Genomic DNA, 19137 nt, shown 5'->3' with positions numbered 1-19137 from the left:
GGCCAACGTTCAGATCAGCTCTTCTTGGGAAGCGCGAAGCAGTTGGCGCCCGACGCGTTGGTCTTATCGAGCCAGATCGGGCGCGTATAGTATTCGAGGTTCCGCGTGCCGGGCTTGTCTCCGGACATCAGCAACGTCTCAGCAGCGAACATCAGGTCGTGGCCCTGCTCGGTCGCCTTGTAGCTCAGGAATTTATAGAAATTACCGGAGTTGACCTGATCGCAGTCGAGCGAGGAGCCCTCGCCGGAGGCGAACACCTTGACGTCGTCGATCTTGCCGGCGTTGCGGATCGCTTGCGCCGCGCCGGATTCCATGATGCCCCAGAAGCCGATCGAGGCGCAGAGATCCGGATGCTGCTGTATCACCGTGGCGGTGATGTTGAGCGCGGTGTTGGCGTCCCAGTTGGCGGCCTGGTTCGAGACTACCTTGATGTTGGTGTCCTTGTTCAGGACCTCCATGATGCCCCCGACCTGGTCGACGCTGGCCGCCGCCGTCAGCTCGCCCTGGACGATCTGCACCTTGCCGGACTTGCCGGTGCCGGTGCCGCAGGCCTTGACCACTTCGGTCGCCAGCATCTTGCCGATCTCGCGCCAGTCGGCGCCGACGAAGGCGCCGGACTTGTAATTCGAGGACATGTTGATCTGGATGACATGCGTGCCCTGACTCTCGGCGCGCTTCAGATCCTTCATCAGCAGCGTGACGCTGGGGTTCTGCACGATCAGCACGTCGGGCTTCTGGTCGACCAGCGCGGTCAAGGCTTGCTGCATCGCCGACGGATTGTTGTTGGGATCGCGGACGATGAACTTCATGCCGCGCCACTCGGCTTCTTCCTGCACCACCCGGCCCCATTCATCCGAGAGCGGTACGCCAAGTGCGATCGGCAGGTATGCGATCGTCTTTCCTTGCAGCGCCTTGTCGTAGGACGCACGAAGCTCGCGCGCGGTCTTGGTACCACCTTCCTCCTGCGCGGCTGCCAACATCGGCAGCGCAAGGAACGCCGCACCTGCTGCCGCGATCGTCCAGAACTTCCTATTCATGGGATCCTCCTCGTCCTGTTTGTTGATTGTGAAACGGGATGCCGTTGACCGGCATTCCTCGTCAGTCACCTTGCCGTGCCGTCTCCTCGTCCCGCGGATGCAGGAAGTTGTCGAGCACGATAGCAGCGAGCAGCACCACACCCTTGATGATGTTCTGCACCTCGCTGTTGACGTCCATGATGGTGAAGGCGTTGAGCAAGGTGCCGATCAGGATACAGCCGACCACGACGGAGAACACGCTGCCGCGCCCGCCGATCAGGCTGATGCCGCCAATCACGACGACCAGCACGACGTCGAAGATCATGGTGCCCTGCGTGATCGCCATCTGCATGCTGCCCGTCGTGCCAACCCATACCAGGCCGGCAAGCCAGGCGAGAAAGGCGACCAGGGCATATTCGAGGACAATCAGCGGCCGCAACGGAATGCCGGTCAGGCGCGCCGCTTCCGGATTGTCGCCCTGCGCATAGATGAAACGGCCGATCGAGGTGCGCGACAGGAACAGGTGCATCGCGATCGCCGAGACGGCGAACACCAGGATCGGCACGGGAATGCCGAACAGCCGCCCGGCGCCCGCAAACATCAGGCCCGGTGCGTCCTTCGGCGCGTAGACCACCCAAGCCGGCGCGAGCCAGAACGCAAGGCCATAGATCACGAAGCCCGCAGCAAGCGTCACGAACAACGGCGGCGCCTCCACGAAGGCGACCATGACGCCGTTGATCACACCGATCAGGAGTGCAATCGCAAGCGCAAGCAGGACGGCGGCTCCGACTGGCATGCCGCGCTGCATTTCGATCAGGCCGATCGCCCAGCAGCCCGCCAGAGTCGCGACTTCGCTCAGATCGATGCCGCGGCTTATCACGATCAGCCCCATGCCGAGCCCAAGCACGCCCAGGATGGAAATGCTTCGCAACAGATTGAGCAGATTGGAGATCGTCGCAAAGCCGTTCAGCGTGAAGCCGAACACGATCAGCAGCACGATCGTGATCAGGAGAACGATCTGCTCCTGGTTGGGCCTGGCGATATTGAAGGGGATGCGAGGGGTAGTGGCCGGAACAGCAACACTGCGCGATGCCAAAGGCCACCGCATTTGTTTCCTCCCACTCGTATTTTGGTTCCGAGTGTAGGAGCGGCAACCAGTATTCGTCAAACATATTTCTCAAATGCTCGCAGTTCACGCTCCCGCGATCACCGCATCGTCAAATGATCAGCGTTTGATACTTAGTTTGATTTGAGGCAGTGAGGCTTGCTGCGAGCAAATCCGAAGTGGCGACCGTCACGACAAAAAGGTGAGGATTTCCATGAAGCGGCATATTCGCGGGACGCGACAATCTCGTTGACGCGAAAAGTGGCATCAGGCCAGCGGACCCTTCGACGGTCCGGGCGTGCGAGACAGACGCGGGCGCGAACGGCCGTCCATCGCCTTCGGCAGCTTGTCCGGCTTAAGCTTGACGACCGCGCATTTGGCATCCGTCGCCCGAACATCATCCTGGCTGTAGATCAACGTCGCCTCGAACAGCACATCGGGCGCCTCCTTGGCGCGGCCGGAACAACTCGCCATCGCGCCGGTACAAACGCCGGACAAATTGACCTCGACCTCGTCGGGACCGAACACCGTCGGCATGCCGTCAGCATGACGGCGGGTGGTCAGCACGGCAGTGAATCGATCCTGATCGACGTGATAGGAGCCACCATAGGTGAAGAAGCTGTCGCTGCCGGATATCCGGCCCTCCACGAGGTGTACGATTCCGGTCCCCTGGCCATGCGAAGTCCTGAACCAGGCTGCGTATTTTCCGTCTTTCAGCATGGAAGACACCCGCAATAGTAGTCGCGCGTATTTGCTACCAAGTCTGGGGCGCGACAATGGCCGATCGCACGGTCGCTACGTCACGGTTAACGCTTCCGAAACTCAGCCCGACAAATTGCAGCTATCTCGATCGGAACGCGCAAGGCGACCGGTCAGAACAGCTCGATGCCGTCATCGGCCGCTTCGGCCACCTCCGCGCGCGCAGATCGCGGCAAACCGGACGCGACACAAGAGTGTTACTGCATTACGCCGAGATAGAGGCTCGGGTCGAAATAGTCCGATGCCCGCACCGAGTTGGCGATGCCTGCATCGGCCATGAAGAAATCGCTGACCTGCTGCAACCATCTCACGACCGTGCCGTCGGAGTAGAGCTTCCTCCACTCGCGCGAAGCAAACATCTTCTGCGCCTTGAGCGCCTCGGTGACGTCGGAGGTCGCGGCCTGCCTGTAGTGATTATTCCTGAGCGCCTCCGCGACCGCAGCCGGGTTGCGGACCATGTGGTCGTTGGTCTCGATCCAAGCGCGGATGATCCGGACCAAGACCTCCTTGTTGTCGGCGTAATAGTCCGGACGCGCGACCCAGCCACCGAGCACCGCCGATTGCGGGTAGAATGCGGACGCATCCACAAGCTTGATCGCATCCGGCACTTCCTCGCGGACTGTGACGTTGAAGGGGACCCAGAGCGCGACCGCCGGAACCTCGCCCGCGATGAACGACCGGACTGCCACCGACATGCTGCTGTTGAGCACCTCGACCTCGGAGGGTTCGATTCCGTTGGCGCGCAATGCCCGGTGAAGGAAAATATGTGCCGTGGTTTGCGTGGTCGTCGCGATCCGCTTGCCCCTGAGATCGGCGAACCGGCTCACACCGAGCGCCGGCCTGACCCAGAGTTGGGCGGTCGCGATCTCGATGTCGTTGATGATAAACCCGCGGCCGCGTCCAAGTGCGAGATAGTTCGAGATGACGCCGCCAGCCGATAGGACGTCGAGCTGACCCTTTGCCATCGCCTCGAAGACCTCCGGGCCCGTGTTGAACTCGTGCAGATCGAATTCGATTCCCTGCCTGTCGAAGACGCCGCGATCAAGCCCGGTCCAGATGTGACCGTCCACCGCGACCACATGGAGATAGCCGAGCCGCAGTCTCGTCCTCACTTGCGCGATCGCGGGCGCCGGCCACGACATCCCGAATGTCGCAGCCGTCTTCAGGACTTGCCGCCGATCCAGCATCTCATTCTCCCGGCAATGGGGGCGGGACGGATCAATACAGCCTGGACGCGGCACCCGCTGGCGCTTGCATCGGTTCACGTGTCCGAAGCTGCGCCGCATGGTGCTGCGCGACACGGTCGTCCGGATAGTCGCGAAGAAAGGCCGAGATCGCGCTGAGCGCCCTGGCGTGATCCTGCGACAGCAGGCCGTAGACCTCATCCCAGCGCCGGCAGAATGCCGCTTCGGCCGCGAAATCCCCGATCTGCTCGCATCGCAACTCGAAGATCGCGACGGCTTCCGCAAAACCCTTCGGCTTGATCCGATCGACATTGCGGAACAGGAAGAGGTCCTGCGCACGCTTCCTGACCGCCTCGCTGACCAGCACCCTCGTGCCGTAGTTCTTGTTCAATCCTTCCAGCCGCGACGCCAGATTGATCGTGGCGCCGAACGCCGTGTAGTTCATGCGATCGTGCGAGCCGACATTGCCGACCACTGCATCCCCTGTGTGCAGCCCGAAACGCGTGGTGTAGGCAGGCCAGCCCTCGCGCTCGAAACTTTCGTTGAGCTCCTCATTGCGGCTGAGGCAGGCGAGTGCTGCGCGGCAACCGTTAACGGCGTGGTCGGGATCATCGATCGGCGCGTTCCAGAACGCCATCACGGCATCGCCGATGAATTTGTCGATCGTGCCGTGGCGATCCATGATCGTCGACGACAACGCAGCGAAATAGCGCGATGTGTAGATCATGACTTGCGACGGATCGGCACGCTCGGTCTTCGCGGTGAAATCGGCGACATCGGAGAAGAGTACGGTGATCTCGCGCCGCGTGCCGCCGAGCGTCAGCGCCGTCCCGGATTCGATCAACTGCCGAACGATCTGCTTGGGCACGAAGCTCGAGAAGTTGCGCACGACCGTTCGCATGGTGGATACCGAACGGCCAAGATCATCGATCTCCGTAATCACCGAACGTAGCCGCCGCCGGTCGACCATCTGGAAACGCTGGATTTCGTCGGTCTGCCTTGCGAGCTCCCGTAGCGAGCGCGCCATCAGCGATCCGATCCAGAACGCAAAGGGCACCATGGCGCCAACAAAGGCAAGGGCCGTGGCGAACAACGTCCGCCGTTCGGCAATGATCTCCGAGTAGAACTCATCGAGCGCGGCGATTACCGCCAACCTGACGTTGGCGGCGCCAGCCGAATCGATCTTGTGGAAGGCGGCCACATAGGTCCGCCCGGTCGCATCGGTGATGAACTGATGCCTGGTCTGTTCCTGCTTCGACGACTGGATCGCCGCCGGCAGGCCCGCGAGCTTGATCGCGTCGATCTTCGGTAGATCGCCGCCACGCCCGTGAAAACTCTCGACCAGCTCGCTCATCTGCGGATGAGCGACGATGCGGCCGTCGTCGTTGAACAGAAATGCGAGTCCGGACGACCCGAGTCGCTGCTGGTTGAGCAGCATTTCCGATCTCGCGAGCAGAATGTCGCCGGCGACCACGCCGCGACGGCCCTCTGTCAGCGGCATCCGCAGGGTGTAACCCGGCGATCCCGTGGCAAAGAAGACGTATGGGCCGGTCAGCAGCGTGCCTTCCGCCCTGAACGCATCGACATACCAGGGCCGCTGGCGCGGATCGTAATCAGTGGGCGCCGGCATGTCGGCAACCGGTATCAGATTGTCCGACAGAAGCGACGTGACGGCGGTTTGCGGCGATGCACCCGTGTGCGATATCACCACAAGTCGGAACACGGCATCTTCGGACGCGTGCAGGCTGGCGCGGAAGCTGGGCCCCGCGCGATCGATAACGTCAAGCTCCAGGAAGGAGCCGTCTTCATAGCCGACATAGAGATTGAACAGCGGCTCGTTGTTGCGCAGCATCGCCGCCATCAGGCCGTAGAGCCTGGAATTGTCGTCAATCTCGGCCGATTGAATGGAGGGAAGCCCGCCGAGAATGGCGAGATTGTCACGGACATTCCTGAACTGCGTGTCGATGCGGTCCGCACCGAGCTGCGCAACCTTGTCGATGAAGGTGCCAGCCGCCGTTTGCGTGATTGCAGAGACGCGCGCAAAACTGAGATAAACCAGCGTCAGCCCGATCAGCAGCACAGCAGCGATGAACAACGTGATGACCGACGTGCGGAAGCCGACGCGGAGAAGCCGCGCTCCAGGTGAGCCGGCCTCGTCGGCAACTCGCCTGATCGTCAGAGGTTTCACATACTCACCCCGTGTCCGACATCCCGCCTACCCTCCCTAGTATTTCCGCACGATCGGCTTAGCCGATGCCGGCTCCGGCGGCGCGGGCGAGACCGAGAACGTCACCCACGCCGTCCAGGTGTTGGGCCGGTTCTCGACGTCGATATCCTTGTAACCCCTGACATTGAGATAGCCCTGGTAGCCTTGCGACAGTGGAATGATGAATCCGATCTGCGGACCGATGCCGATTGCGCGGCCCCTGAAACCGCCGAGCTTCGCCCCCGGACCGCTGTCGTCGGTGAGCTGCCGGAAGAAGTAGCCGGCGACGCCGAGATGGACATTCTTGCTGACGAACTGCGATGCCGCCCAGTCAACATGGAAATCAATGCCGTTCTGGTACTGAAGGAATGGGTTCATCCAATTGTATGTGAGCCCGCCAACCACCGAGAATTCATGTCCGGTCTTCAGATCGAGATACGTATAACCGGCACCTGCGTCGACCGCGGGAAAGCCAAAGCTCAAATTCGCGAGGCGGCTCGAATCATAGGTGCCGCTCGGGATGTTGCCGGTGACGTAAACCATCTCATTGTGGACACCCTGATTCCATTTCAACGTGCCCTGATAGAAAACGTCGGTCAGCGTCGTGCGATCGTCCGTTTTGCTTCCCGAGATGGTGTTTCCTCGGGGCCCGGTGAGCGAGGCGTCGATGCCCACACCGATGTTCCCCGGCGCCGTGAGCACGGTGAAGGCGGCCTGCCCGCCGAGCACGGGCATCGGCGAAGTATAGGTGATACCTTGAACGAGCACGTCAGCGTGCGCATTGATGCCAGCGGCGACCGAGCCCGGTACACCGCCGCTGGTTACGAAGTTTTGTCCGCCTCCGGCATTGGCCTGCAGATGGATATAGATCGTCGAATAGGCCCAACCCGGCACCGTCGGGGCGGCGGCAAGGCTACCGAAGATGCCGGGAAGCCAGAAGCTGACGCCGCCGGCATCGGCGAGGGCCGACGACGGCAGCCACACGGCAGCAAAGGCAAGTGCGCCGATTCCGAGCGGCCTGATGTTCGGCATGACTGGTCCCCTTCACGCGTCTTCGCTTCGAATCCTGGCGATCGCTCGCATCAGTTGCTCTGCACAGATTCGAAGCTCTGCTGCATCTTCTCGACGACCTGATCGATGCTGAAGCTCGACGGCCGTTGGCTGGGCGGATAGTCCTTGAACGTCGCCAGGAACTGGCTGACGATCGCAGGTCCCGCGACGATGACGCCAGCGGCATCCGACATCAGCCAGTCATAGTAGGTGTTCGACGTGACGTCGGCACGCTCGTATGGATCGGAGCGAAGGTTGAAGAATTTGGGAACGCGAAGCTTGGTGAAGGGCTCGGCCCAGATCCGCATCGTCCCGGGCGCGCGCTGCTCTTCGAAGACGATCTTCCAGTTCTCGATCCGCGCGGCGACCAGATCGCCGTCGTCGTTGAAGTAGATGAACTCCTTGCGCGCGCTGTTCGGCTGCTGGCCCATGAGATAGGGAAGCTGGTTATAGCCGTCGAGATGCACCTTGAAGGTCTTGCCGCCGGCATTATGGCCGGTAAGCAGCTTCTGCGTGACGTCGGGATCGCCGGCCGCCGCCAGCAGTGTCGGCATCCAGTCGAGACCGCTGACGACCTCATTGGAAATCGAGCCGGCGGCGATGCGGCCGGGCCACCGGATCAGGCACGGCACGCGAAACGCGCCTTCCCAATTGGTATTCTTCTCACTGCGGAACGGGGTGGTACCGGCATCCGGCCACGAGTTCTGGTGCGGGCCGTTGTCGGTGGTGTAGAGCACGATCGTGTCGTTGGCGATGCCGAGATCGTCCAGCGTCTTCAGGATCGTCCCGATCGTCGCGTCGTGCTCGATCATACCGTCGGCATACTCCGTCCTCGAGTTCAAGCCGGGCTTGTCACGATGGTCGGCGCGAACGTGAGTGCGGAAATGCATGCGCGTGGAATTGAACCAGCAGAAGAACGGCGTGTTCGCCTGCGCCTGCCGCTTGATGAAGTCGATGGCTGCGGCCGACGTCTCATCGTCAATCGTCTCCATCCGCTTCCTCGTCAGCGGACCAGTGTCCTCGATGGTCTGCCTGCCTACCTTGCCGAAGCGCGGATGCTCGGTCGGATCGTCGCGGTCGCTCGCCTTGCAGCGGAGCACGCCGCGTGGTCCGAATTTCTCGCGGAAGCCGGGATCGCGCGGATAAAACCAGTTCTCGGGATCCTCCTCGGCGTTGAGGTGATAAAGATTGCCGTAGAATTCGTCGAACCCGTGCAGCGTCGGCAAGTATTCGTTGCGGTCGCCAAGATGATTCTTGCCGAATTGCCCGGTGGCGTAGCCGAGCGGCTTCAGGAGTTCAGCGATCGTCGCGTCGCGGGCCTGCAAGCCGACGGTCGCGCCGGGAATGCCGACTTTGGAAAGGCCCGTGCGCAGCGTGCACTGCCCGGTAATGAAGGACGAGCGGCCCGCCGTGCAGCTCTGCTCGGCATAGTAGTCGGTGAACATCATGCCTTCCTTGGCGAGGCGGTCGATGTTGGGCGTGCGATAGCCCATTACGCCGAAGGAATAGGTGGAGATATTGGTCTGGCCGATGTCGTCGCCGAAGATGACGAGGATGTTGGGCTTGCGGCCGGACGGGGCTGCGACGGCGAGGGGTGCAGCCTTTTGCGCCTGCGCCAGTGCCTCAAATGTGAGCGTCGCCGCGGCGACGATTGAGGATGTGCCTAGAAGTAGGTTTCTGCGATTGATCGTCTGGTCAGCCCGGGACTGGTTGTTCTTGTTCTCCAACTCGCTGCTCATTCGATACTCCCTATGTTGCAGCACTTCCTTCTTGCTTGTGTCCAACGGCAAACGGCGACCTCACCACGCACCTGAACCCGACGTGACAGGTCGACGTATCGACCGGCTCGGCGTGGCGCGCGGCCGGGCGGTAGCGGCGGCAGTAGTTCGGCGCGCAAAGATGAGAGCCACCCTTCAAAACTTTGCGGGGGATGCGTATGTCGGGTTGACATGGATCAAAGCTCGCAGCTTCGGATCCACCACGCGGGTTGAGTGGGATACAACATGGCTTCGCCGCGTCCGCCTGGTGCCTGGCCGACCACCAGTCGGCGGTCCATTCCCAGACATTGCCGATCATGTCGTAGAGGCCGTAGCCGTTGGCAGGAAAGGCCATGACCGGCGAGGTACGCTCGAACCCATCCTCGCCGAGATTCTGGACAGGGAACCTTCCCTGCCAGATGTTCGCCATATGCCTGCCACCCGGCGTTAGCGTGTTGCCCCAGGCGTATTCCTCACCGTCGAGCCCGCCGCGCGCGGCGAACTCCCATTCCGCTTCGGTCGGCAAATCCTTGCCCACCCAGCGCGCATAGGCGAGCGCGTCGCTATGGGAGACGTGGACGACTGGATGATCGTCGAGCCCCCTGAGGTTGCTCTTCGGTCCGTATGGATGCCGCCAGTTGGCGCCGCGCATGAAGATCCACCACTGGCTCCAATCCCTGGGATCGGTGATGCGCGGAAGCGGCGAGAAAACCAGCGAGCCAGCATAGAGCATGTCGCGCACCGCGCCGGGATAGTCCTTCGGGTCAGGAACGATCTGGGCTTCGGTGACATGGCCGGTCGCGTTGACGAACTCCTTGAACTGCCGATTGGTCACTGGCGTGCGATCGATCCAGAAGCCGTCGACCGAGACGCGGTGGCTCGGCGCTTCCTCGGGATAGTGATGGTCGGAGCCCATCAGGAAGGTGTCGCCGGAGACGAACACCATCTCACCGCTCCGCGTGTCATCCGGCCGCCACACGCAGTGATCCATGTCCGCCCGAAACATGGTCAGACTCCACATCGTTCCCGCTGCCTCAGGGTGGTGGTATCCGGGGATTTCGACGGCTGCGGCTTGCGCGTCTCAGACGGCACATTGGTCGGGTTCCCATATCTGCCGGAGGTTTGAAAAAGCCAATGGCCCCCTCTCCTCCTTTTCTCTGCGTGCGCGTCACTGCGCACGCAGCCGGCCTTGCGGCGCGTGATCCGCCTTCAGCGGATGATCGCGACGAATATCGTTGAGGTTGCAAAAGCTAACTCAAGTTTCGCGCGCTGTGATGTGCAGATCGTGCCAGGGCAGCTTGCGAGCACGGCCCAGGCATTGGAGCGCGATCAAGGTATCCCCCATCGTCCCAGCGCAGCCGGGAAATCCCTCCTATGAAATTCGAGGATCATTTTCCTCAACTGCGGAACAGAGCCCATCGCGCCGCTGTGATGACCCGGGCTGCAACTTGCCGCAGAATCAACACGCTTGGGCATCACGCTGATCAAATGGGGACGCATCTACTGGTTGATTCGCGAAGGCTCGACGGCTTCGAAGGGCTGCATCAGGCTGTCCACGGGACGCATGTCGACGTGATGCAGCTCGGGCGCGGCAGGCTCCGCGGCACGTTGTCTCACGTCGGCATCGGCGACTTTTCGCTCAGCATCGGCTCCTTCAACGTCGGCATGCGGACGCAGCGGATTTCCAGCGACGACAAGCTTATCGTCGGCATGCTGCTGACGGCGGAAGACAGGGTCAACCATTGGTCGTTCGACATGCGGCCGACCGATGTGCTGGTGATGCCCCCGCTGGTCGAGCATGACGGCATCTTCCACGGCGCCTCCGCCTATGCGGCGATGCGGTTCGACCTCGATGAGGTCGCCTCGATCTTCGGTGGTGAGCCGCGGCTTGCTGATCCCGAAAGCTGGCGCCACAAGAACCACTTTCGCGCCGATCTTGACGTCGGCCACGTCGCCGCATCCCGGCTGAGCCGGATCGTGCTCCAGCTCGGCACGCATGACGGCGCCCTGTCCGAGTCATCCGCCGAGTTCTGGAAGCGATCGATCGCCGAGTGCATGGGAATGACCGTCCTGTCCGCATTGCCGCCGGGCGGAAGTGCGCGCTTGCCGTCGGCCCGACGGATCATCCGCAAGGTCGAGGACTATCTGGAAGAGGCTGGGACCCGTCCGGTCCATATCTCGGAGATTTGCGCCGCGCTCGGCGTGCCACGTCGCTCGCTGCACCGCGCCTTCAACGAAGTGTTCGGCGTGGGACCGGTGACCTTCCTGCGCCACAAGCGCCTGTGCGCCATCCACTCGATCCTTCGCGATAGCGTTCCCGGCACGACGACCGTGGCCACCGTCGCAATGCAGCAGGGCTTCTACGAGCTCGGACGGTTCTCGCATTACTACCGCGCGATGTTCGGCGAATATCCGTCTCAGACGCTGGGCGGGCCGGTCGGCGAACTCGCCGATCGGCAACTTTGACGGCGGCCTCCAAAACGGCTTCCCAGCCGATCGGGCGGCATCACGCCCTGCGTGCTTCGCATTGAACCTATCCCGAATAAAGTGCACCAATAACAAGAGTGATTCTGGTCACATTTCCTGCGGCCGCCCCCTGCTGCGCAGGGACGCCAGGACCTTTCGAATTGGATGGGAAAGCTCATGAGACGCCTGATCGGTGCCATGGCCGGTGTGTTTTGCCTTGCGGCGCCCGCATGGGCCGAAACTCCGGCCGCGATCGTCGAGGACGTACAGGGCAAGGTCGACGGCGTCGAGTTCATGGACTACGTGGCGCCCGGCAAGGTCATCAAGCTCGGCCCAAAGGGCACCCTGGTACTCGGCTATCTCAAATCGTGCTGGCGCGAGACCATCACCGGCGGCGTCGTCCTCGTCGGCGCCGAGCAGAGCTCGGTGCAGCTCGGTGACGTCCAGCGCATCAAGGTGCCCTGCGACGCCAACGCCGCGCAGCTCACCGAGCGCGAGGCCAACCAGAGCGCGGCAACGACCTTCCGCACCGTGCGCTCGGACACGAAAGACGCGCCGGCAAAACTGCCCACAATCTACGGCGTCTCGCCGCTGGTCCAGGCCAAGAGCGGCGGCACGCTGGTCATCGAGCGCACAGACGGCAAGGAGCCGACGATCACCGTACCGCTGAAGAGCGATAGTCTGGTTGCCGGCAAGTTCTACGATTTCGCAAAGGCCGGCAAGACGCTGACGCCCGGCGGCACCTATCTCGCGACCCTCGGCGCGCGGCACTACACCTTTCAGATCGATGCTCACGCGACTTCGTCTGCAACACCGATCGTCGGTCGGCTGCTGCGGCTCGAATAGGCGGCGTGCGACGGGGCGATGCGAGGGATCGGCAGGCGGGACATCGTTGCGGCGATCGTGATCGCGCTGCTCGCAGGCACCGTCTTCACCTCGCCGCCTCTCAATACGCTGCAAGGGCTTTCGCTTGACATCTTGACGGCCCTGAGCGCGAGGCTTTTCAGCGATCGTCGCGATGCCGCCGCCTCACCCGTCGTCGTCATCGCGATCGACGACGAAACCTATGACACGCCCCCGTTCAAGGGGTCGCCGACGCTGACCTGGACGCGTGAGATCGGACGGGTGATCGGTGCCGTAGTCGATGGCGGGGCCAAGGTGGTCGGCTTCGACGTGATCTTTCCGAGCTCGATCGAGCAGTCGGAGATACCCTTTGGCGATGCGCCGCTCGGCGACCGCATGAAGGGCTTTGACCGAGACTACCTGATCGCCCTGCGCAAGTCGTCCGATGCCGGGAAGCTCGTGCTCGGCGCGATCGTGAGCAACGAGCATCCGGACTTTCCCTACCGCGCGCAGCAATTGGCAGTGAAGGGCAATATCCGCGCGCTCAACGTCAACACCGACCCCGACGACATCATCCGGCGAATGCCGCTGAGCTTTTCGATCGATGGCAAGGAAGTTCCCGCGATGGCGGTCGAGCTGGCCTCGCGCGCGCTCGGCGCAAAGCCCGAGCTTGCGCCGGACGGCAGCACGGTGCTCGCCGGTTACGCCATCCCGAGTGCCGTGCCGAATACGCTGACGCTCAATTTCCGTGGCGTCGGCCGCGACGTTCCGAAGTTTTCCTTCGCGGATCTGCGCGCCTGCGTCGAGAAAGGCAACGGCGAGTTCTTCCACCGCGCCTTTGACGGCAAGGTCGTCATTCTCGGCAGCGTGCTCAATGTCTACGACCGCAAGCTCACGTCGCTGCATCTCGCGGGCGGATATGATGGCACGCCGGCACCGCGATGCGCCCTGCCCGCCCCCTCACGGAAGGCACCGGCAGCACGCAGCGACATCGCCGGCGTCTTTATCCACGCGACCGTCGTGCGCAATCTGATGGAGCGCGATGCGGTGAGCGAGCTCGGCTTCCCCATGCGAACCGTTCTCACGATCGTCATTGCGGGGATCATCGCATTCGCTTCCTGCCTGCTTGCGCCGGGCCGCGCGGCGCTCGCCTATCTTGCACTCATGGCCGTCTACACCGCTTGCGCGGTGAGCCTGTTCGTTCGCGCCCACGCCCTGCCTTTGACCGAGCCGGCGCTCGCAGGGCTTGCCGCTAGCGCCATGATGATCGGCTACCGTTTCATCATCGCCGACCGGGGTGAACGCTTCCTGCGCAGGAGTTTTGCGCTCTACCTTGCCCCGCAGGTGATCGAGAGCATGGTGACTTCCGGTAAGATGCCCGCGCTCGGCGGCGAGATGCGCAACGTCACCGTGTTCTTCTCGGACCTCGCCGGTTTCTCCTCGATCGCCGAAAAGATGGCACCTAGCGAGCTGGTCGCGCTTATGAACGCGTATCTCTCTGCCATGACTGACGTCATCGAAAGCCATGGCGGCTACGTCGACAAATATATCGGCGATTCCATCGTGGCTGTGTTCGGCGCCCCGGTCGCCGATCCCGATCACGCCTGCAATGCCGTGCGCGCGGCGCTTGCCTGCAACGCGCGGCTCGACGAGCTCAACCGCAACCACACCGCCTTCGAAAGCCTTGCGCACCGCATCGGCCTCAACACCGGTGAGGCCGTGGTCGGCAATATCGGCTCGCACCGGCGCTTCAACTATACCGTCATGAGCGATACTGTGAACGTCGCCTCACGCCTCGAAGGCGCCAACAAATACTTTGCGACCTCGATCATGGCCTCCGAAATGACGGTAGCGCAAACCGCCGACAAATTTGTCTGGCGCGAGCTCGACGCCGTCCGTGTCAAAGGCCGCGACGAGGCTATCAGGGTCTATGAGCCGCTGGCCGCGCGAGGCGTGGAGACGGCAGAGCAAGCGAAGACGGCGATGGGCTATGCCGGGGGGCTTGCCCACTGGCGGGCGCGCGAATTCGCGAAGGCAGCAGCTTGCTTCGACAACGTCGCTGCAACAGACGCACCATCAGCGCTCTTTGCAATGCGCGCCAAGGAATTCATCACCAATCCGCCAGCCGCGGATTGGACGCCGGTGAATACGCTGGAAGGCAAGTAGCGCCAAGCGCGCCGCTGCACCCTCTCCCCTTGCGGGAGAAGGGAAGGCAGCATGCTCGTCTCAGAACGGCAATCCGACGTAATTCTCCGCGAGCAGGCGCTGCGCCGTCTCGGACGAGAACAAATATTCCAGTTCGGTCTGCTGCAGCCTGTCCTCGTAGTCGATCCGGTCGGGAAAACGATGCAGCATCATCGTCATCCACCAGGAGAAGCGCTGCGCCTTCCAGATTCGCGCCAGCGCCTTGGCTGAATAGCTCTCAAGGCCGGAATCATCGCCCTTCTGATAGTGCGCGAGCATCGCGTGATAGAGATAATAGATATCGGAAGCTGCGCTGTTGAGCCCGCGCGCGCCGGTCGGCGGCACGATGTGGGCGGCATCGCCCGCGAGGAACAGACGGCCATAGCTCATCGGCTCGGCCACGAAGCTGCGCAGCGGCGCGATGCTTTTCTCGATCGACGGACCGGTGATCAGGCGGCTGGCGACCTCGTCCGGCAAACGGCGCTTCAGCTCGGCCCAGAACGCCTCGTCGGGCCAGTCCTCCACCTTGTCGGTCAGCGGCACCTGGATGTAGTAGCGGCTGAGCACCTGCGAGCGCAGCGAGCAGAGCGCAAAGCCGCGCTCGTGCTTCACATAGATGAGCTCCGGCGAGACCGGTTTTGTGCGCGACAGGACGCCGAGCCAGCCGAACGGATAGACCTTCTCGAATTCGCGCAATACGTCCTTCGGAATCGACTTGCGGCTGATACCGTGGAAGCCGTCGGCGCCAACGACGTAGTCGCAGTCGACGCGGATTGTCTCCCCGTTCGCGCGATAGGTCACGAACGGCTTGTCCGACTTGAGATCGTGCGGCGTGACGTCCTCGGCATTGTGCACGACCTTGCCGCCGAGACGGTCGCGCGCCTCGTAGAGATCGCGCGTCAGCTCGGTCTGGCCGTAGACCAGCACCGAATTGCCACCGGAATGTTTGTGAAGGTCGATATGCGAGAGCACGCCGTCATGGGCGATCTCGAAGCCCTTGTGTATCTCGCCTTCACGGTCCATCCGCTCGCCGCACTGCGCCTCGCGCATCAGCTCGGCAAAGCCATGCTCCAGCACGCCGGCGCGGATGCGGCCGAGCACATGGTCGCGGCTGTATTTCTCCAACACGACCGTGTCGATGCCCTTGAGGTGCAGGAGCTGGGACAACAGCAGCCCCGACGGGCCGCCGCCGATGATACAGACCTGAACTTTCATTTTCCCGTCCTCCCGTTTGCGGGTTTTTCGCAGATTTCGTGCGGTAAACCGATGGAGGGATCGGCCTTTGTCTTGTACAATTCGAACATGCCCCGTGCTCCCTCGACAACGGCCATCAAGGTCTACAATTTGTTCGGCGAATCCGGCGATCTGCCCGACGTCGTGCATTGCGAGACCATCGCCTCCCGCTCGGTGCTGCATGATTGGACGCTGGCCGCGCACCGCCACGCGCGGCTGCACCAGGTGCTGCTGATCGAACGCGGCGGGGGCGAGGCAACGCTCGACGGGCGTGTGGTGCCGTTGAAACCGATGCAGATCGTCAACGTACCGGTCGGCCACGTACACGGTTTCCGCTTCGTGCCTGATACCCAGGGCTGGGTGCTGACGATCGCGGCCGAAATTCTCGACGAGGCGCTGCTCGCCTCGGAAGGCCTGCGCGGCACGCTGTCGCAATCGGCCGTGGTGCGCGGCACGCCGCAGATCCGCACTACCATGAAGCAGATCTTTGCCGAGCACGCGGGCCGCAACTTCGGCCGCGCGCATGTGTTGCGCGCGTTGTCGGCGGCGGTGATTGGTCTCGTGGCCCGCGAGCTCACCGGCAGGAGTGGCGGCGGCGGCTCAGCGGACTCCGACCTGTTCCGCCGCTTCGAGGCGCTGCTCGAAGCGCACCATCTCGGACGCTGGAGCGTTGCCGACTATGCCAGGGCGCTGTCGGTGACGCCGACCCATCTCAACCGGATCACGCGCACCGCGACCGGAGACACTGCTTCGCATCTGATCCTCAACCGCCTGATACGCGAGGCGCGGCGCAACCTCGTCTACACGAACCTGCCGGTCTCGACGATCGCCTACGCACTCGGCTTCGACGACCCGGCCTATTTCAGCCGGGTCTACGCCGCCGCGACTGGGCTTTCGCCGCGCGCCTTTCGCGCGCAGCTACATGGCGGGGAATGATCTCTGCGCAGGGGAGCGACCTGACGACCTAATTGTCGTCACGTCGCGTGCGGGTTGACGACGGTATAGCCTCGCAGCGACCGCGCGTGAATTCGCGTTGAGCGATTGCCTGAGTTGGCATCGTACGCCATCCACATGTCGCCTTGGAGGTGTTGCTCCAAGACGAAGACGTGTCCGCGCCGTGCCGCAACCATGCCCGGTGCCGGCGCTGTCCGTGGGAAGCGCAGCCAATTGGCCGCAAGATTCAATTCCGGGACGATCCGGCCGAAGACATGCAAGGCCGCGCCGCAGCCGCAGAAGCTTCGAGGGCACCCGGACGGGCGACCGCCGACGATCTGGGTGCCGGAAACATTCACCTGTGTCACGGCGGCTTGAGCGTCAGCGACCGCTCCTCGCGTCACGAGGTGCGTTCGTCTCGCGTCCGGCAAAACTCTCTCGCGACGAACTTGAGACAATGAGAAGTCGCACGGCATCGTCACATTACATTCCAGTGCCGTGCTGGTGCGAAAAGGACGTGCTTCCGAAGCGATCGAACTGGTCACGACAAAGAGAGACGCAATAAGAATAGGTCTGAACATACAGGACTCCTACACAACAGTCCTGCCCCGTAACTAGGAATAAATGCCATTTTGGCGAAATTAGAGCAGGATGAAATCAGGTTCGGTTGGCCGTTCGGAGATTCGACCTCTCCCTACGATGTGCTCTGCGTTCTGGGCGCCGCGATTCAACCAAAACCCATCCCGCTTCAGGCCTAAAGAACGGCCGACCGTCATCTTCGGAGCGTTCGAAGACGTTGCTCAGCGCGACGGAAGGGGAGCTCGGCTCAACCGTCCGCCGTTCACTTCGCGACGAATTCCGGCGGTGCTTCGCGCGGCACGATGATGCGGAATGTCGTTCCGGCACCGGGCTCCGTCTCCAGCTTGATCCGGCCGCCCAGACGGCTCGTGACGATGTTGTGGACGATGTGCAGTCCGAGACCGGTGCTGCCCTGGTCGCGTCTTGTTGTGAAGAACGGATCGAACGCCTGGCGCCTGACTTCGGCGGTCATGCCACAGCCGTCGTCCGAAAACAGCACTTCGACCTTGTCCTTGCCGTGCGCCTGCGCCGCGATATGAACCGATCCTCGCACGCCGTCCGGAAAGGCGTGCACCGCGGAGTTGATCACGAGATTGGTGAGCACCTGGCCGTAAGGCCCGGCGTAGCTGTTCATCGCGAGATTGGGTTCGCATTCGACCCTGACTAAAAGATTTTCGCTGCGTAGCCCGGAGCGTAGTCCCTTGACGACCTGCTCGGTGACCTCGCCGAGATCGAAGCGCCTGCGATCCGACACGTTGCGATCGGCCGCGACCTGTTTGAACGACTGGATCAGATCGACTGCGTGATTGAGGTTGATGATGATCTGCGATGCCGCCTCGCGGCCGGCTGCGATGAATTCGTTGAGGGTCGAACGACGTAGATCGCCGCGCGCGACGTCGGCTTCGAAACGATTGGCCTTGTTGGCGAAGGCGGAGGCGACCGTCAGACTGGTGCCGACGGGCGTATTGATCTCGTGCGCGACTCCCGCCACGAGCCGTCCCAAAGCGGCGAGTTTTTCCGTTTGCAGGAGACCGTCCTGGGCGGCGCGCAGTTCGTCCAGCGATTGCGACAACTGCCGTGTGCGCTCCTGCACCTCGGTGAAGAGCCGCGCGTTCTCGATTGCGATGACCGCTTGTCCCGCGAACGTCTTCAACAGCTCGACCTGCGCCTTGGGGAATAGTTGCGGCACGAGCCGCATGACGGCGATGGCGCCAATTGCGACCTCGTCGCGAAGCATCGGCACCACGAGGATGCTGCGATAGCTCGACGTCCGCTGCAATTCACTGTATCCGCCGGAGACGAGCACGTCCGGCTCGTGCACGACGCGCCGCTCGCGAACGGCAACCGAGATGAGGTTTTCGCTCGCGATCGGCGCCGGATAGGCTTTCTGCACCGCCGCGATCGATTCCGGCGAGAACTGGTCATAGGCGACAAGATGAACGCGTTCCCCGTCGCTGCGATAGACGGCGCTGAGAACGCTCTGGCAGAGCCGCGCCGCATTCCTGACGATCCGGTCGAACACGCGCGGAAGATCAGTCGGCGCATCCGAGATGAGTCTGAGGACCTCGGCCGTCGCGGCCTGCCGCTTTCTCGCTTCCTGGAGTTCGAGAGCAAGCTGCGCTGCTCCAGGTTTTGCCCGCGCGGAAACGGAAGCGCGCGATGCCTTCGGCACGCTGCGTCGCTTTTTCGTCTTCGCCGTGTTGCTACCCGATCTGCTCGGCCCGCCTGCCCTAGAGCGCTTTCCCATGGCCCTCCTCCGGCCCCAGAATAAGCCATCGTATCGGCTCGGGCGGATAACGGGAATGGGTGATCAGCCGCGGGT

Annotated in this window: 15 protein-coding genes; 4 read left to right on the top strand and 11 right to left on the bottom strand. The window is 62.6% G+C overall.

The window, feature by feature from the left end; genetic code table 11:
* Positions 1 to 14: 14 nt before the first annotated feature.
* The 8 genes from SO180_RS17470 to SO180_RS17435 form a co-directional block, all read right to left on the bottom strand.
* Positions 15 to 1037: a sugar ABC transporter substrate-binding protein gene (locus SO180_RS17470; RefSeq protein WP_449380074.1), complete on the bottom strand. Its 1023-nt coding sequence runs from the start codon at positions 1035 to 1037 to the stop codon at positions 15 to 17.
* 61 nt (positions 1038 to 1098) lie between these two features.
* Positions 1099 to 2124, bottom strand: a complete 1026-nt coding sequence (locus tag SO180_RS17465) for an ABC transporter permease (protein ID WP_449380073.1) — start codon at positions 2122 to 2124, stop codon at positions 1099 to 1101.
* A 264-nt stretch (positions 2125 to 2388) separates the two neighbouring features.
* Complete coding sequence (locus SO180_RS17460; RefSeq protein WP_449380072.1) at positions 2389 to 2841, bottom strand: hypothetical protein; 453 nt, start codon at positions 2839 to 2841, stop codon at positions 2389 to 2391.
* A gap of 236 nt (positions 2842 to 3077) precedes the next feature.
* Complete coding sequence (locus SO180_RS17455; protein WP_449380071.1) at positions 3078 to 4067, bottom strand: ABC transporter substrate-binding protein; 990 nt, start codon at positions 4065 to 4067, stop codon at positions 3078 to 3080.
* A gap of 31 nt (positions 4068 to 4098) precedes the next feature.
* Positions 4099 to 6252 (bottom strand): adenylate/guanylate cyclase domain-containing protein, encoded by a 2154-nt coding sequence (locus SO180_RS17450; protein WP_449380070.1) that lies wholly within the window; start codon positions 6250 to 6252, stop codon positions 4099 to 4101.
* 36 nt (positions 6253 to 6288) lie between these two features.
* A complete protein-coding gene (locus SO180_RS17445) occupies positions 6289 to 7302 on the bottom strand; it encodes a SphA family protein (RefSeq protein WP_449380069.1) in 1014 nt (337 codons plus the stop codon).
* A 50-nt stretch (positions 7303 to 7352) separates the two neighbouring features.
* Entirely contained in the window at positions 7353 to 9059 is a 1707-nt protein-coding gene (locus SO180_RS17440) for an arylsulfatase (RefSeq protein WP_449380068.1), read from the bottom strand.
* A gap of 10 nt (positions 9060 to 9069) precedes the next feature.
* Entirely contained in the window at positions 9070 to 10083 is a 1014-nt protein-coding gene (locus SO180_RS17435) for a formylglycine-generating enzyme family protein (RefSeq protein ID WP_449380067.1), read from the bottom strand.
* A 482-nt stretch (positions 10084 to 10565) separates the two neighbouring features.
* On the opposite strand from SO180_RS17435, the gene SO180_RS17430 reads away from it, so the two are divergent.
* The 3 genes from SO180_RS17430 (at position 10566) to SO180_RS17420 (ending at position 14552) form a co-directional block, all read left to right on the top strand.
* Positions 10566 to 11543, top strand: a complete 978-nt coding sequence (locus tag SO180_RS17430; RefSeq protein WP_449380066.1) for a helix-turn-helix domain-containing protein — start codon at positions 10566 to 10568, stop codon at positions 11541 to 11543.
* Positions 11544 to 11720: 177 nt separating this feature from the next.
* The gene (locus tag SO180_RS17425; RefSeq protein WP_449380065.1) at positions 11721 to 12389 is read left to right on the top strand and encodes a hypothetical protein; all 669 of its coding nucleotides are present in this window, start codon (positions 11721 to 11723) and stop codon (positions 12387 to 12389) included.
* An 18-nt stretch (positions 12390 to 12407) separates the two neighbouring features.
* Positions 12408 to 14552 (top strand): adenylate/guanylate cyclase domain-containing protein, encoded by a 2145-nt coding sequence (locus tag SO180_RS17420; protein WP_449380064.1) that lies wholly within the window; start codon positions 12408 to 12410, stop codon positions 14550 to 14552.
* 60 nt (positions 14553 to 14612) lie between these two features.
* On the opposite strand, the gene pobA is transcribed toward SO180_RS17420, so the two are convergent.
* Complete coding sequence (gene pobA / locus SO180_RS17415) at positions 14613 to 15785, bottom strand: 4-hydroxybenzoate 3-monooxygenase (protein ID WP_449380063.1); 1173 nt, start codon at positions 15783 to 15785, stop codon at positions 14613 to 14615.
* Positions 15786 to 15836: 51 nt separating this feature from the next.
* Here pobA and SO180_RS17410 point away from each other — a divergent pair, with 51 nt between their 5' ends.
* Complete coding sequence (locus tag SO180_RS17410; RefSeq protein WP_449380062.1) at positions 15837 to 16739, top strand: helix-turn-helix domain-containing protein; 903 nt, start codon at positions 15837 to 15839, stop codon at positions 16737 to 16739.
* A gap of 38 nt (positions 16740 to 16777) precedes the next feature.
* Here the strand turns inward: SO180_RS17410 and SO180_RS17405 are convergent, their stop codons facing one another.
* Both SO180_RS17405 and SO180_RS17400 read right to left on the bottom strand, forming a co-directional pair.
* Positions 16778 to 17317 (bottom strand): hypothetical protein, encoded by a 540-nt coding sequence (locus SO180_RS17405; RefSeq protein ID WP_449380061.1) that lies wholly within the window; start codon positions 17315 to 17317, stop codon positions 16778 to 16780.
* 260 nt (positions 17318 to 17577) lie between these two features.
* Positions 17578 to 19062 (bottom strand): ATP-binding protein, encoded by a 1485-nt coding sequence (locus tag SO180_RS17400; protein WP_449380060.1) that lies wholly within the window; start codon positions 19060 to 19062, stop codon positions 17578 to 17580.
* Positions 19063 to 19137 lie beyond the last annotated feature (75 nt).

Source organism: Bradyrhizobium sp. UFLA05-112 (assembly GCF_053572325.1).
This window is presented reverse-complemented; position numbering and strand designations above follow the sequence as displayed.